At 61.2% G+C, this 14,657-nt stretch carries 12 protein-coding genes; 6 read left to right on the top strand and 6 right to left on the bottom strand.

What is annotated here, in order from left to right; translation table 11 throughout:
* Positions 1-119: 119 nt before the first annotated feature.
* Positions 120-731 carry a trimeric intracellular cation channel family protein gene (locus JFT80_RS14485; protein WP_201148319.1) on the bottom strand — a complete coding sequence of 204 codons (612 nt, stop codon included), beginning with the start codon at positions 729-731 and terminating at the stop codon, positions 120-122.
* Between the two features lie 160 nt (positions 732-891).
* Complete coding sequence (gene orn, locus JFT80_RS14480) at positions 892-1,434, bottom strand: oligoribonuclease (RefSeq protein WP_201148318.1); 543 nt, start codon at positions 1,432-1,434, stop codon at positions 892-894.
* Between the two features lie 107 nt (positions 1,435-1,541).
* Between orn and rsgA the strand changes: the two genes are divergently transcribed.
* Positions 1,542-2,573, top strand: a complete 1,032-nt coding sequence (rsgA, locus tag JFT80_RS14475) for a small ribosomal subunit biogenesis GTPase RsgA (RefSeq protein ID WP_201148317.1) — start codon at positions 1,542-1,544, stop codon at positions 2,571-2,573.
* A 138-nt stretch (positions 2,574-2,711) separates the two neighbouring features.
* On the opposite strand, the gene motB is transcribed toward rsgA, so the two are convergent.
* Both motB and motA read right to left on the bottom strand, forming a co-directional pair.
* On the bottom strand, positions 2,712-3,737 hold the full coding sequence (gene motB, locus JFT80_RS14470; RefSeq protein WP_201148316.1) for a flagellar motor protein MotB: 1,026 nt from the start codon (positions 3,735-3,737) through the stop codon (positions 2,712-2,714).
* Between the two features lie 3 nt (positions 3,738-3,740).
* Positions 3,741-4,592 carry a flagellar motor stator protein MotA gene (gene motA, locus JFT80_RS14465; protein ID WP_201148315.1) on the bottom strand — a complete coding sequence of 284 codons (852 nt, stop codon included), beginning with the start codon at positions 4,590-4,592 and terminating at the stop codon, positions 3,741-3,743.
* Positions 4,593-4,758: 166 nt separating this feature from the next.
* Between motA and JFT80_RS14460 the strand changes: the two genes are divergently transcribed.
* From JFT80_RS14460 to JFT80_RS14445, 4 genes are all read left to right on the top strand, one after another.
* Positions 4,759-6,297 carry an HDOD domain-containing protein gene (locus JFT80_RS14460; protein ID WP_201148314.1) on the top strand — a complete coding sequence of 513 codons (1,539 nt, stop codon included), beginning with the start codon at positions 4,759-4,761 and terminating at the stop codon, positions 6,295-6,297.
* Between the two features lie 22 nt (positions 6,298-6,319).
* The gene (locus JFT80_RS14455; RefSeq protein ID WP_201148327.1) at positions 6,320-7,165 is read left to right on the top strand and encodes a rhodanese-like domain-containing protein; all 846 of its coding nucleotides are present in this window, start codon (positions 6,320-6,322) and stop codon (positions 7,163-7,165) included.
* Between the two features lie 13 nt (positions 7,166-7,178).
* A complete protein-coding gene (gene asd, locus JFT80_RS14450) occupies positions 7,179-8,039 on the top strand; it encodes an archaetidylserine decarboxylase (RefSeq protein ID WP_201148313.1) in 861 nt (286 codons plus the stop codon).
* A gap of 178 nt (positions 8,040-8,217) precedes the next feature.
* Complete coding sequence (locus JFT80_RS14445; RefSeq protein ID WP_201148312.1) at positions 8,218-9,996, top strand: molecular chaperone; 1,779 nt, start codon at positions 8,218-8,220, stop codon at positions 9,994-9,996.
* Between the two features lie 113 nt (positions 9,997-10,109).
* Here the strand turns inward: JFT80_RS14445 and serB are convergent, their stop codons facing one another.
* The gene (gene serB / locus JFT80_RS14440) at positions 10,110-11,324 is read right to left on the bottom strand and encodes a phosphoserine phosphatase SerB (RefSeq protein WP_201148311.1); all 1,215 of its coding nucleotides are present in this window, start codon (positions 11,322-11,324) and stop codon (positions 10,110-10,112) included.
* Between the two features lie 134 nt (positions 11,325-11,458).
* Here serB and JFT80_RS14435 point away from each other — a divergent pair, with 134 nt between their 5' ends.
* Positions 11,459-12,973 carry an AhpA/YtjB family protein gene (locus JFT80_RS14435; RefSeq protein ID WP_201148310.1) on the top strand — a complete coding sequence of 505 codons (1,515 nt, stop codon included), beginning with the start codon at positions 11,459-11,461 and terminating at the stop codon, positions 12,971-12,973.
* Between the two features lie 905 nt (positions 12,974-13,878).
* On the opposite strand, the gene JFT80_RS14430 is transcribed toward JFT80_RS14435, so the two are convergent.
* A complete protein-coding gene (locus JFT80_RS14430) occupies positions 13,879-14,592 on the bottom strand; it encodes a membrane integrity-associated transporter subunit PqiC (RefSeq protein WP_201148309.1) in 714 nt (237 codons plus the stop codon).
* Positions 14,593-14,657 lie beyond the last annotated feature (65 nt).

Here is a 14,657-nt window from a genome sequence, read left to right as displayed (position 1 = left end):
ACGATGACGCTGGGGACCTGGCACCCGGCGGCGCTCTCAGGTTTTTCGCGAGCGAGCTCGCTCCTACAGGAGGCGTTTCAGTCAACGATAACCTGTGCCCCGCAGGCAGGGTGGCGGCGTCAAGGCGCGTCGTTGTAAACGAACTTGGGCATTTCCCAGTGGAAGCGGATCGCCAGCAGGCGCAGCAGAAAGCCGCCGAACAGGGTGATGAGGATGGCTTGTTCGCTCGGCACGTTCAGATACAGGCAGAGCATGTAGCACCATGCCGCGGCAAACGACACGCTGGCGTACAGTTCGCGCCTGAAGATCAGCGGGATGTCGTTGCAGAAGATGTCGCGCAAGATGCCACCGAAGACCCCGGTGATCACACCGCTGACCGAGGCCACCAGCATGCCGTGGCCCATTTCCAGGGCGGTCATGCAGCCGATCAGGGTGAAAGCCACCAGCCCCACGGCGTCCAGCACCAGGAACAATGAGCGCAAGTGGCGCATCCAGCGTGCCGCAAAGATGGTGAACATGGCTGCGAACGAGGTCAGCACCAGGTATTCCGGGTGTTTGACCCAAGTCAGCGGGTAATGCCCCAGCAGCACATCGCGCACCGATCCACCGCCCAGGGCCGTGACGCAGGCGATCAGCACCACGCCAAACCAGTCCATGCCGCGACGCCCGGCAGATAAGGCGCCAGTCATGGCTTCGGCGGTGATGGCGATCAGATAGAGCATCAGCAACATGGTGGCGATCCAGACAGGAAGGCGCGCAGTCTACTCACTTCGCCGAGGCACCAAAAGAGGGCGCGTGCGGTGCCCCCCGCAGGCTGCGGTCTTTTAACTTTTTTCAAGATCAAGAGATCGCAGCCTTCGGCAGCGCCTACGCAGGGCGCGTAGTCCGCAATCAGAACTTGATGAAGTGCTTGCGGTAGTGCTGCAGCTCGGCGATCGATTCGCGGATGTCGTCCAGCGCCAGGTGCGTGCTGCCCTTCTTGAAGCTGTCGCGCACGTCCGGCGCCCAGCGGGCAGCCAGTTCCTTGAGCGTCGAGACGTCGAGGTTGCGGTAATGGAAGTAACTTTCCAGCGACTTCATGTGGGTATAAAGAAAGCGACGATCCTGGCAGATGCTGTTGCCGCAGATCGGCGACTTGCCCTTCGGTACCCATTTTTCCAGGAAAGCGATGGTTTCGGCTTCGGCTTCGGCCATGCTGATGCGGCTGTCGCGCACGCGCTGGGTCAGGCCGGAGCCGCCATGCTGACGGGTGTTCCACTCGTCCATGCGCGCGAGCACTTCGTCGCTGTGGTGGATAGCGATCACCGGGCCTTCGGCCAAGGTGTTGAGGTCACTGTCGGTGACGATGGTGGCCATTTCGATGATGACGTCGTTATCCGGATCAAGACCGGTCATTTCGAGGTCGATCCAGATTAAGTTCTGCGGGTTTTGCATATTTCGGCTCCTGGGCAATGCTGCGCAGTTTAGCCTAGGCCGGTGCCCGGGCGTGCTAAACTCGCGGCCGTTTTACCTAATCGCAGCATTCTTCAGACGGAACACCCATGGCCAAACGCCAACTCAATCGTCGTCAAAACTGGCGCATCGAAAAGATTCAGGGCGAACGCGCTGCCCGCGCCGCCAAACGCGAGTCCTCGGCGGTCGAAGCCCTTGAGGGCGGTGACCTGGGCCCGGAACAGCATGGCCTGGTGATCGCCCACTTCGGTGTGCAGGTCGAGGTCGAAGCCAAAGACGGCGAGCTCGCCGGCCAGGTGTTCCGTTGCCACTTGCGCGCCAACCTGCCTGCGCTGGTGACCGGCGATCAGGTGGTCTGGCGTGCCGGCAATCAGGGCATTGGTGTGATCGTCGCGCAACTGCCGCGCATCACCGAACTCTGCCGCCCGGACAGCCGTGGCCAACTGAAACCGGTCGCGGCCAACGTCGATATGATCGTCATCGTCTTCGCCCCGCTGCCCGAGCCGCATGCCAACCTGATCGACCGCTACCTCGTAGCCGCCGAACACGCCGGCATCCGTCCGCTGTTGCTGCTGAACAAGTACGACCTGATCGACGAGCAGAACGCCCCGGCGCTCAACGCCTTGCTGGCCGTTTACCGCACGCTGGGTTACCCGGTGCTGGAAGTGTCGGCGCACCACGGCAATGGCATGGAACAACTGCAACAGCAGCTCGACGGGCGCATCAGCGTGTTCGTCGGCCAGTCCGGTGTCGGCAAGTCCTCGCTGGTCAACAGCTTGCTGCCTGAGGTTGAAACCCGCGTCGGGCCGCTTTCCGAGCTGTCCGGCCAAGGCACGCACACAACCACCACCGCACGGCTGTTCCACTTCCCGGGCGGCGGCGAGCTGATCGACTCCCCGGGTATTCGTGAATTCGGTCTCGGCCACGTCAGCCGCGCCGACGTCGAAGCCGGCTTCATCGAGTTCAACGACCTGCTCGGCACCTGCCGCTTCCGCGACTGCAAGCATGATCGCGAACCAGGTTGTGCACTGCTCAAGGCACTGGAAGATGGACGCGTGCAACAGCAACGGATGAACAGCTACCGCTCGATCATCGCCAGTCTGCCGGAAAGCACCTACTAACAGCTGCCCTGCCCCCTCGATGCCGAGGGGTGGGCTCGCTGCTGCCTGCCTGCCTGCCTGCCTGCCTGAAACCTGAAACCTGAAACCTGAAACCTGAAACCATTAGATGTCAGATGTTTCTGCAGGGCTTGTCCACGTCTATTGCGCCGGCGCGCCCGGTTTCGGCGCCGCATCCTCGAACAGATTCAACCGCTCGCGAATCTCATGCGCCGGTATCGGCTGCTGGTCGGCAGGCAAGGCATTCGGATCAACCGGAGTGGCCGGGACCTCCCCCGGCGCGCCCTGCCCCTGGGGCAGCGCTCCCGAAGGATCAGCACCTTGCGCCCCTTCAATGGCTTCCTGGGCCTTTTTGGTCAAGACCACTATGTCGATACGGCGATTGACCGGATTGACCGGGTTGACCCGGTCAAACAAGGCCGAAGACGCATAACCGACCACGCGCGCCACCTGCGATTCAGGATAACTGCCCGCTACCAGTGCACGTCGTGCGGCGTTGGCGCGGTTGGCCGAGAGTTCCCAGTTACCAAACTCGCCGCTGCCGGTGTACGGCGTGGCATCAGTGTGGCCGCTGATGCTGATCTTGTTCGGCACCGCTTTGATGGTGTCGGCCATGGCCAGCAGGATGTCTTCGAAATACGGTTTCAGACGCGCAGAACCCGAGTCGAACATCGGCCGGTTCTCGGCGTCCATGATCTGGATGCGCAAGCCGTTCGGCGTGATCTCGAAGAGGATCTGGTCCTTGAATTTCTGCAGTTGCGGGTTCTCGTCGACCTTGTTCTGCAGTTCTTGCAGAAGCAGTTCCAGACGTTCTTTCTCGACCTGCTCGGCCATGCCTTCGACCTGCTCGGTGTCGACCGTGACCTTGTCCGGTTGCGGCTGGGATTTCACCTCGGGGTTGAGGGTGTTTTCCGGCGCCAGGGTCGGCGTACCGCCGAGATCGATGATGTACGGCGTGCCGCTTTCGGAGAAGCCGACCGGGTCTTTGAAGTAACCGGCGATGGCGATCTTCTGTTCCGGTGTTGCGGTGGACAGCAGCCACAACACCAGGAAGAACGCCATCATCGCCGTGGCGAAGTCGGCGAAGGCGATTTTCCACGCCCCGCCGTGATGCCCGCCGGCTATGCGCTTGACGCGCTTGATGATAATCGGCTGATTATTTTCCATGGCTTAACGACCGCGAACGGCTTGTTCCAGCTCGGCAAAGCTTGGACGGTGGGCCGGGTACAGAACCTTACGACCGAACTCCACCGCCAGCGATGGCGGCATGCCGGAAGCCGAAGCCACCAGAGAGGCCTTGATGGCTTCATAAACGTTCAGCTCTTCCTTGGCATCGTGAGCCAGGGAATGCGCCAACGGGCCGAAGAAACCGTAGGCCGCGAGGATACCGAAGAAGGTCCCCACCAGTGCCGCACCGACGTGCATGCCGATCGCTTTCTGGTCGCCTTCACCCAGGGAAGCCATGGTCACCACGATACCCAGTACCGCAGCCACGATACCGAAACCCGGCATGGCGTCGGCGATGCCGTTCACTGCGTGGGAAGGATGCTCGAGGTCTTCTTTGAGGCTGTAGAGTTCCATGTCGAACAGGCCTTCCAGCTCGTGCGGAGCCATATTGCCGGAGGACATGATGCGCAGGTAGTCGCAGATGAACGCGGTCATGCGCTCGTCTTTAAGAACTGCCGGGTACTTGGCGAAGATCGGGCTCGCGGCGGCGTCTTCAATGTCGCCTTCGATGGCCATCATGCCTTCGCGGCGGCTCTTGTTGAGGATCTCGTAGATCAGACCGAGCACTTCCAGATAGAACGTGTGGCTGAAACGCGAACTGAACATGCTCAGGGATTTCTTGAGCACGTGCATCGTCATGTAGCCGGGGTTGGCCTGGAGGAATGCACCCAGTGCCGCACCACCGATGATCATCACCTCGAAAGGCTGGATCAGGGCGGCAATCTTGCCGTGGGAGAGCACGTATCCGCCGAGCACGCTCGCGAATACGACGATGATGCCGATAATTTTAGCCATAGGTAGGAAAGTACTTACTGAGTCGGGTTCAAGGTCATATTCGGAAGTTAAAAAATCTCTTCTTCTACTTATCGGCAAAACTGCGCCAGACTATAGCCAGTTCAGGCGAAAAGCCAATTTAGCCCATGCCGGGCGCGTCTACAGTCAGTGAAGATCTCGTCCAGACATGGCTAATGAAACGAACGTCCCACACGTAAAACCGACCACACTCGATGGCTGGGTCAAGTTGCTCGATGGCGTCCGACTGCCCGTACCGCAGGCCAGCCATGACCGGGTATGCCAGGCGATTCGCAACAGCCGCAGCTCACTGCGTGACATCGCCGAACTGATCCAGGACAGCCCGGCCCTGGCGCTGAGCGTGATTCGTGAAGCCAATCGGCAGGTGCGCAGCGGCCTTAGCGAACCGGCGGAAAACCTGGAAGTGGCGATCAATCGTCTCGGCCTCAAACGCACTGAAGAACTGCTCGCCCGCCTGCCGACGCTGCCCCAGATGCAAATCCCTGCGACCTTGCGCCAGTTGCAGCTGATCAGCCAGCACGCGACCCAGCAGGCCAACGGCTTTTTCGCCAGCCGCCTGGCCCGGCTCTGGCAGGACATCCATTGGGGTAGCCTGCTGTTTCTGTCACCACTGTGGCCGATGGCGCTGATCTACCCGCAGTTGCTCGAAGAGTGGGAACGGCGCGTGATTCATAGAGGTGAATCCGCGCGCAAGGTCGAACAGCAGTTGTTCGGCGTGCGTTTGCTGGACATCTGCCAGGCCCTGGTCGATCTGTGGCGCCTGCCGATCTGGGTGCAGCAGGGTTACCGCCTGTTGCTCAAGGAACAGCGCGAACTGGTCAAGGTGCTGCGCATTGCCCGCGACAGTGACCACCCGTTGCGCCAGCAGAATAGCCTGGATGACGACCCGACCCTGCGTCGCTGGCTCAATCAACCTGCCAACACCGTACTACTGGCCAATGGCCTGGCGCTTTCGGCACAACAAGCCTGGGACAGCCCCCACAGCAGACGCTGGCAGAACCTGACCAGCCTGTACCTGCAAGTTTCGATGGACGAGGTGCAGCAGCAATTGCACCAGCAGGCTGCCAACAGCGCCCGCTACCATGCCATGCCAGACCTCTGGCACCCGGCGGTCTCACTGATCTGGCCCTGGGACACCCCGCGCCAGCAGGCAGGCTCACAGCCGACCCCGCCGCCGACTGCGCAAGACCTGGCCAAGTGGCGCAAGGTGTGTGCCGAATTGCTGGTGGAGCCGAGCCGCTTTGCCAATGCGATGCACCTGACCACGTCCGCCAGGGATGCCCTGGTTGCCTGCGGCATGCGCCGGGTGCTGATCCTGATGGCTGATCGCACTCACGCCAATTTACGCGTGCATCAGAGCGCCGGACTGCCCAAGGACGCCGCCAGCCTGAATTTGCTGGTCAGCCAGAGCACCGTGCTGCAACGCCTGCTCGCCCAGCAGGCCCAGGTGCGCCTGACCCCGGAAAATAATGCACAATTTTCCGCATTGCTCCCGGCCAGCCTGCGCTCGCTGTTTGGCGGCGAGCATTTGCTGCTGCGTTCACTGGTCAATAATGGCCGGGTGATCATGCTGGTGGTGGCGGACCAGGGTGGCGGACCGTTCTCGGATATCACCGTACAAGCCTTCGGCAAAACCGCGCAGTGCATCGAGAAGGCGCTGCACAGCTTTAGCCACCGTGGCCAATGAGGCTGCGTTACAATCCCCCTTTTTGTGCTCGGGAGACCTCACATGTCCTGACTTCTCTGGCTTGGCGCTGGTCATCGAGCCCGGCGACCTGCTCGCCCGTCTCGACGCGCGCAATCTGATCCTGGTGGACCTCACCAGCAGTGCCCGCTACGCCCAAGGGCATATTCCTGGCGCGCGCTTTGTCGACCCCAAGCGCACGCAACTCGGCCAGCTACCCGCTCCGGGCCTGATCCCGCCACACGCGGCACTTGAAGCGCTGTTCGGCGAACTGGGCCACCACAAGGATGCGCTGTACGTGGTGTATGACGACGAAGGCGGCGGCTGGGCCGGGCGCTTCATCTGGCTGCTCGACGTCATCGGCCACAAGCACTACCACTATCTGGATGGCGGCCTGCTGTCCTGGCTGGCGGATGGCCTGCCGGTCTCGACCGAGGTCCCGGCTTCGGCGGGAGGCCCGGTAAGCCTGACCTTGCACGACGAACCCACGGCCACCCGAGAGTACCTGCAAAGCCGGATTGGCGCCGCCGACCTGGCCATTTGGGACGCGCGCGCGCCGCAGGAGTATTCCGGCGAGAAGGTCCTGGCTGCCAAGGCCGGGCACATCCCCGGCGCGGTCAATTTCGAATGGACTGCCGGCATGGACAAGGCACGTCAACTGCGGATTCGCACAGACATGCCGCAGATCCTCGAAGACCTCGGGATCACCAAGGACAAAGAAATCATTACCCACTGCCAGACCCATCACCGGTCGGGCTTCACTTATCTGGTGGCCAAGTCCCTCGGTTACCCGCGGGTCAAGGGCTACGCCGGTTCCTGGGGCGAATGGGGCAACCACCCTGACACGCCCGTCGAGATTCAAGGTTTTTAAGGACTATTAATTAATGAAAGAGCGTCTGTTTATCCTCAGCCAGTACCTGCTGCCTCATCACCTGCTGTCGCGCCTGGCCGGCTGCGTTGCCGAGTGCCGCGTGCGCTGGTTCAAGAATGCCTTCACCCAGTGGTTCGCCAAGCGTTACCAGGTGGACATGTCGCAAGCACTGGTCGAAGACCTGACCGCTTACGAGCACTTCAACGCCTTCTTCACCCGCGCCCTGAAAGACGGCGCGCGCCCACTGGACCAGACTCCGGGCGCGATCCTCAGCCCGGCCGACGGTGCCGTCAGCCAACTTGGCCCGATCGAGCATGGTCGCGTGTTCCAGGCCAAGGGCCACAGCTTCAGCGTGCTGGAATTGCTCGGCGGTGACGGGGCCAACGCGGCGCCGTTCATGGGCGGTGACTTCGCGACTATTTACCTGTCGCCGAAGGACTACCACCGCGTGCACATGCCGCTGGCCGGCACCCTGCGCGAGATGGTCTACATCCCGGGCCGCATTTTCTCCGTCAACCAGACGACTGCTGAAAACGTGCCGGAACTGTTCGCCCGCAACGAGCGCGTCGCATGCATTTTCGACACCGAGCGCGGGCCAATGGCCGTTGTGCTGGTCGGCGCGATGATTGTCGCTTCGATTGAAACCGTCTGGGCCGGTCAGGTCACGCCGCCCAAGCGTGAACTGAAAACCTTCCGTTACGACGAAGCCGCCCGTGCGCCGATCCACCTGGAAAAAGGGGCGGAATTGGGGCGCTTCAAGCTAGGTTCGACCGCCGTGGTGCTGTTCGGCCCGGATCAGGTGAAATGGGCTGAGGGCCTGGGTGCACTGTCGCCGGTGCAGATGGGCCAGGCGCTGGGCTTGCCGAAGGCCTGATAACCGGCCTGTCCCGGTAGGAGCTGCCGAAGGCTGCGATCTTTTGATGTTAAAAACAGAGTCAAAAGATCGCAGCCTGCGGCAGCTCTACGAGGCGGCATGGTTTTTATATTCGCAATCAAAAGATCGCCGCCTGCGGCAGCGCCTGCACGGTCTGATTCCTGCTATGGTTTTCGCCATGAATGAGACCACCCCACTCCAGCTGTTACGTGCACCGCTCCCTCAACAGGCTCGCCTGTCGTTCTGTGAGCCAACCCCGCGCGATCTCAAGCGCTGGATCGCCAACCTGCCCAAGGCCAACATTGGCGAAACGGCCCGCTTGCTCTATCAGGGCCTGGGCGAACTCAACCAGCTGCTCACCCCCAGTGACAATCGCCTGCAATTGCTCGAGCTGTTGCGACCCGAGGTGTACTACGTCTGCAAACACCTGGAGCGGCACTTCCTGCATCAGGCGATTGTGCTGGACGAGCGCTCGCGCAAGATCGCCAACCTGTGCCAGGCATTGCAAAGTCACCTGGCGATTGGTTACAAGCAGATCGTCCTGCGCGTGTCACCGCGCTTCAGCAAGGATCGCGCCGCGCTCTTGACTCAAGCGCTGCAACGGGCAATCCATTGCCTCAACGGGCCGCTGATGCGCGCGACGCAGCTGTATTGCCCGGCGCCTGAAGGCCTCTGGCTGGAGCTGCATCAACTCTACCAACTCGCCTGCTCGCACCAGCTCCAGCGCCAGAATGTGCGCGACGAATTGGCCAGCCAGACGCAAAACCTCAGCATTGAGCAGACCTATGTCACGGCGCTGCTGATGGGTGCTGCACGCTGCAATCAACTGCGGCAGAACCAGATTGCCCGTCTCGCCGAAGTGCTGGAGTCATGGAGCTCGCTGATACGCCTGAATCCGGGCCAATCGGTGGAAGGGCTGTTCGCCGTCGCGCCAATGCTCGATACCGCGCCGCGCTACCGCTCCAAATTCAGGAGCGAACAGCAGGGCGATTTGCTGGCCATTGATACCACCCCGCTGGTGGCGGCCATCGACGCTCATCTGCACAAGACCGACTCGGCCCAACCTCTACTGGTGCCGACAGGTTTGAGCCTGGATACCTTGCAACACCTGAGTGCCGCCTGGGGGCAGACCGCCGAGCGCAGTTTTCAACGCACGGCAAGCCAGGGCCAACTGACCCTGTGCGTCGGCATGAGCGCCCTGCATTTCTATCTGGGTGGCCAGCGCTCGTTCAGTGAGCTGCTGAAAAACCACGGCGGCCGGCAGGCGAAATTTTCTGCGCTGTCGTCGGCCACCAAGGGCCAGGACCAATGGAGCCACGCCTTCGACGTGGCGCCGGAGGGCAACACCCAGGACCTGCTGCCCTACGAAGAAATCGAATACCCGCAGCTGCAAAATGATGACGGCAATGACACGGCCGACAGCAATCGGCATTTTCCGACTTATGTCTTGCCTGTGGTCAACCACAGCCCGGGAGGCTATTGCCTGGCATGGCCTGGCGAAGTACCCGCCGAGCTTCAGGCGGGTGAGATGGTCGGCATCGAGGATGTCGCGGGCCAGGGCTGGAGCATTGCGGTGGTGCGCTGGATTCGTCAGGTTCGTGGCGGCGGCACACAGATGGGCATCGAACAGGTTGCACCGTACGCCGAGCCCTGTGGCCTGCAACTGGTGCGCACCCGTGATGATCACAGCCACTACCTGCGCGGCCTGTTGTTGCCCGCGATCAGCGCGGTAGACTTGCCCGCCACCCTACTGGCACCGCGGCTGCCCTTTCAGGAAGGGCAAAAGGTGATGATCAACACCAACGGCGAGGAACATCGGGCAGGGCTGGATCGACGGGTGGCGAGTACCAACAGTTTTAATCAGTTCGCTTACCGGTCTCTGGAGGGTGCCAAAAACGATAACGCCGCCGGTGGCGGCGTCGAGGAAGACTTTGATTCTTTGTGGAAGTCGCTTTGAGGTTAGGCATGAAAAATGTGGTGCGGCCATCGCGGGCAGCCATTGCTCCCAGGTCGGTGATTCTGTGGGAGCAAGGCTTGCCCGCGATGAGGCCTGATCAAGGGACTAAAGCCTCAGAGCTGCCCGTCGCGATCGCGGAAGCCCAGCAGGTACAGCACGCCATCCAGACCCAACGTCGAGATCGCCTGCTTCGCCGACTGCTTGACCAGCGGCTTGGCCCGGAACGCCACGCCCAACCCGGCAATCGCCAGCATCGGCAAATCATTCGCGCCGTCGCCGACCGCGATGGTCTGTTCCAGACGTAAACCTTCCTTGTGCGCCAGTTCTTTCAGCAGATCTGCCTTGCGCTGGGCATCGACAATCGGCTCGATCGCCACGCCGGTGCACTTGCCGTCAACCACTTCCAGCTCGTTGGCGAACACGTAGTCGATGCCAAGTTTGGCCTGCAATTGCTTGGCGAAATAAGTGAAGCCACCGGAAAGGATTGCGGTCTTGTAGCCCAGACGCTTGAGCTCGGCGAACAGCGTTTCGGCGCCCTCGGTCAGACGCAACGAGGCGGCAATCGAATCGAGCACGCTGACATCCAGACCTTTGAGCAAGGCCAGGCGCTCTTTGAAACTGGCGCGGAAGTCCAGTTCGCCGGCCATCGCCCGCTCAGTGATTTCCGAGACCTGCTCACCCACGCCGGCAGCCTTGGCCAGCTCATCGATGACTTCGGCCTCGATCAGCGTCGAGTCCATGTCGAACACCGCCAGACGACGGTTGCGACGGAACAGCGAATCTTCCTGGAAGGCGATATCGACGTTCAGCTCTTGCGCAACGCTGAGGAATTCGGCACGCAACGCCTGCGGATCGGCCGCTTCGCCACGTACGGAAAACTCGATGCAGCCCTTGCCCTTGTCAGCTGGCGTGTCCAAGGGCATGCGACCCGACAGACGGTCGATGTGGTCGATGTTCAGGCCGTATTTGGCGGTGATCGAACTGACGGCCTGCAATTGGCCGGCGGTCACTTTGCGGGTCAGCAAGGTGACGATGTGGCGTTTCTTGCCCTGATTGCCCACCCATTGCTGGTAATCCTCTTCGGACACCGGAGTGAAGCGCACCTGCTGATCAAGCTCGTAGCCCTTGAACAGGATGTCCTTGAGCACGGACTTACCTTGCTCGGAGTCGGGAATTTCGACCAGGATGCCGAACGACAGGGTGTCGTGGATCACCGCCTGACCAATGTCGAGGATGTTCACACCACCTTGTGCCAGAACGCCGGTAATGGCTGCCGTCAGACCCGGACGGTCGACTCCCGTGATGTTAATCAGGACGATTTCGCGCAACGCGCACCCCCGCAACTGGAAAAAAACCGCATTCTACCCACTTTCAGTGACCATCGGGCACCGCGAGCGCTTTGCCGGTCTAGGGCCTGTCGCTATACTGCGCGTCAACTTCACGGACAAAAGAGCCGAGCTCAGTGAACCGGCCCACGCCAGTTAAAACCGATAACTTCTTCCTGCTGATCTTCCGTGCACTGCGCCATCGCCGTGTACCGATTGCATTGCGCATTGCCAGCCATAACGTGATCCTGGTCGCTCTGGCCCTGGTCATCTATGCCGGCGTGATGGGTTTGCAATTCAAGCAGGCCATGCACGAGCAGGCCGATGCGCTGGGCGAAAGCCTGACCACGCAGACCGCCACCTCCGCCACGGAGCTGTTGGTGTCCAACGACATCCTCAGCCTCAACGTGCTGCTCAATAACCTGACCAAGAACAAACTGGTGGCCCATGCGGCAATCTATAGCGTGGATAACCGCATCCTCGCCGAATCCGGTCAGCGCCCCAAGCACAGCCTGCTGGGCGAAGCCGAAGGCATGTACGAGAGCAAGATCACTTTCCAGGACGTGACCGCCGGGCAACTGCGCATCAGCCTCGACATGGATCAGTTCCAGCAGCCGATGACCATCAGCCTGCAAAGCATGGGCATCCTCAGTGCGATTCTGTTGGCGCTGTCGCTGGCCTTGAGCCTGCGCATGGGCCGTTACCTGTCGACGCCGCTGCTGCAATTGCGCGTCTGGCTGCGCAATATCGATGAATACACGCCGGGCACGGATCGTCAGGACGAGATCGGCGATCTGGCGCGGCAACTGCACGCCGACTTCGCCCCGGAACCAGCGCCAAAGCCTGAGCCTGAGCCGGAACCCGAGTTCGAAGAAGACGACGAGCCTGAGTTCGAAGTGCGCAACCTGCGCGATCCGAGCTTTGACGAAAGCCGTCCGATGGCCGCACAAAAACCGGCGCCACGCCACGTGGTCAGCACCGTTGAAGACGATGAAGACGACGATGCGTTTGCCGATCTGCGCGACGAAGCAGTGGCCAGCGCGCCCAAGCCCGTGGTTAAAGCGCCTGCTTCCAACGTGCCTCAACACAGCGCGGTGCTGGCCGTGCAACTGGGTGCCCAGGATCAACTGCGCCGCCTGCCCCGTACTCGCCTTGAGGAGTTGCTCAAGCGTTATCGCGACTGCCTCGACCAGGCCGCCTCGCTCTATCAGAGCGAGCTGCACACCCTCAACGATGGCAGCACGCTGATGCTGTTCCACACTGAAGACAGCGGCGAAGACTACCTGACCAATGCGATCTGCTGTGGCGAGTTGCTGCGCGCACTGGGTCATCAGTTGCAGATCGAAGTGGCCGACTCGGGCATTACCCTGCAACTGCAGCTGGGCCTGACCCTGGGTGACGAGCTGTTCGGTCTGAGCCAGATTGATCTGCTGCTGACCGATTCGGCGCAGGACGCACTGGCCTTGTCGCAACACAGCCGTAACCTGCTGCTGGTTGAACGCAAGATCGGCGACGATGCATTGATTCGTCAGCGTGCGCGGATCCGGCCGATTGCCAGCCCTGAAGGCGCTTGCTGCGTTGAGCGGTTGATGGAGCCTTATCCGTCGATGCTGGAACGGCAACTGGCGCGGATGCATGAGCGCCGGGCTTAAGCCTCAGGCCTGAAACACAGAAGCCCGCAGACGAGTGATTGTCTGCGGGCTTTTTTGTTGCCTGTGCTGGCGCCATCGCGGGCAAGCCTTGCTCCCGTTATGGGTCTGCACATGTTCTGTGGACCACCGCAGGTCACTGTGGGAGCAACTGTCTTCCCCCTGCCACATCAATATCGAATGTGCAGACGCCATCGCGGGCAAGCCCGGCTCCCACAGTGGTCTGCGCCATACATAAATGCTGCGCCCACCACCACTCCACTGTGGGAGCGGGCTTGCCCGCGATGGCAATCTCCCTGCCACATCAATGTCGAATCCGCAGACGCCATCGCCAGCAGGCTGGCTCCCACAGTGGTCTGCGCCGTACATAAATGCTGCGTCCACCACCACTACCCTGTGGGAGCGGGGCTTGTCCGCGATGGCAATCTCCCTGCCACATCAATGTCGAATGTGCAGACGCCATCGCGGGCAAGCCCGGCTCCCACAGTGGTCTGCGCTGTACATAAATGCTGCGTCCACCACCACTACCCTGTGGGAGCCAGGCTTGCCCGCGATGGCAATCTCCCTGCCACATCAATGTCGAATGTGCAGACGCCATCGCGGGCAAGCCCGGCTCCCACAGTGGTCTGCGCTGTACATAAATGCTGCGTCCACCACCACTACCCTGTGGGAGCGGGGCTTGTCCGCGATGGCAATCTCCCTGCCACATCAATGTCGAATGTGCAGACGCCATCGCCAGTAGGCTGGCTCCCACAGTGGTCTGCGCCGTACATAAATGCCGCGCCCACCACCATTCCACTGTGGGAGCGGGCTTGCCCGCGAAGAGGCCCCCACAGGCAACATCGATCTCCCAAGACAGACACAACAAAGCCCGCACAAGGCGGGCTCTGTCTTGACTCGATCCAAGCTTAGAAGCGGAACACTTCCATGTCTGTCCGAATCGGCGATGCCATCGGTATCTTCGGTTGCTTCTCGGCTTCTGCCGCTGGTGCGGCCGGTTTCGGGGCCGACTTACGCGGTGCTTCAGCCACGGGTGGCTGATTGGCCAACGGTTTCAGCGCCACCGACAATTGCTCGGCCAGACGCTGCAACAAAATCCCTTGCGCCTGCACCTGCGAAGCCGTGCTACCCGCGTGCAACTCTTGCAGATGAATGATGCGGTTATCACGCACCTGACCACGACGGTCGATCAAGCGCCATTGCGCATCGAGGATCGCCGGTTGTTTCTCGCCGGAATCAAGACGCGTGATGGTCAACAATACCTGCACATCCGGAGTGAACCCGGTTGTAGCCGGCGCCAGCACGACTCGTTGGCTGTCCAGATGACCAGCCACCTGACGCATCAGCAACTGATCGATATCCGACGAAAGGCTGCCAGCCCAACGACCGTCGGTCGACGCCTGGAGGCTGCCATCCGGTTGCCGCTGCAAGAGGGTCTCACGTTGCAGGTAATCGGCTACGACTACCGGGCCCAACAAAACCGCCATACCCGCGCTTTGCGCAGGCTGAACCGGACTTCCGCTGTCCAGTTGATACAGCGACACCGGCTGGTGAACGCTGCAACCCGCCAGGCCAAGAACGCCAGCGAGCATCAAGATAAAAGGAAGGCGCAGAGCAGTCATCATCCCGTCCAGGTGGCCGCCACAAGGCTGACCACAGTGAAAATTCTCAATAAATATGAAGAACG

Source organism: Pseudomonas sp. TH10 (genome assembly GCF_016651255.1).
Classification (GTDB): Bacteria; Pseudomonadota; Gammaproteobacteria; order Pseudomonadales; family Pseudomonadaceae; genus Aquipseudomonas.
This window is presented reverse-complemented; position numbering and strand designations above follow the sequence as displayed.

Excerpts from the sequence above, each read along its gene's own strand:
- JFT80_RS14485 (WP_201148319.1), bottom strand. The coding sequence starts at position 731 with ATGTTGCTGATGCTCTATCTGATCGCCATCACCGCCGAAGCCATGACT.
- orn (WP_201148318.1), bottom strand. The coding sequence starts at position 1,434 with ATGCAAAACCCGCAGAACTTAATCTGGATCGACCTCGAAATGACCGGT.
- rsgA (WP_201148317.1), top strand. The coding sequence starts at position 1,542 with ATGGCCAAACGCCAACTCAATCGTCGTCAAAACTGGCGCATCGAAAAG.
- motB (WP_201148316.1), bottom strand. The coding sequence starts at position 3,737 with ATGGAAAATAATCAGCCGATTATCATCAAGCGCGTCAAGCGCATAGCC.
- motA (WP_201148315.1), bottom strand. The coding sequence starts at position 4,592 with ATGGCTAAAATTATCGGCATCATCGTCGTATTCGCGAGCGTGCTCGGC.
- JFT80_RS14460 (WP_201148314.1), top strand. The coding sequence starts at position 4,759 with ATGGCTAATGAAACGAACGTCCCACACGTAAAACCGACCACACTCGAT.
- asd (WP_201148313.1), top strand. The coding sequence starts at position 7,179 with ATGAAAGAGCGTCTGTTTATCCTCAGCCAGTACCTGCTGCCTCATCAC.
- JFT80_RS14445 (WP_201148312.1), top strand. The coding sequence starts at position 8,218 with ATGAATGAGACCACCCCACTCCAGCTGTTACGTGCACCGCTCCCTCAA.
- JFT80_RS14430 (WP_201148309.1), bottom strand. The coding sequence starts at position 14,592 with ATGACTGCTCTGCGCCTTCCTTTTATCTTGATGCTCGCTGGCGTTCTT.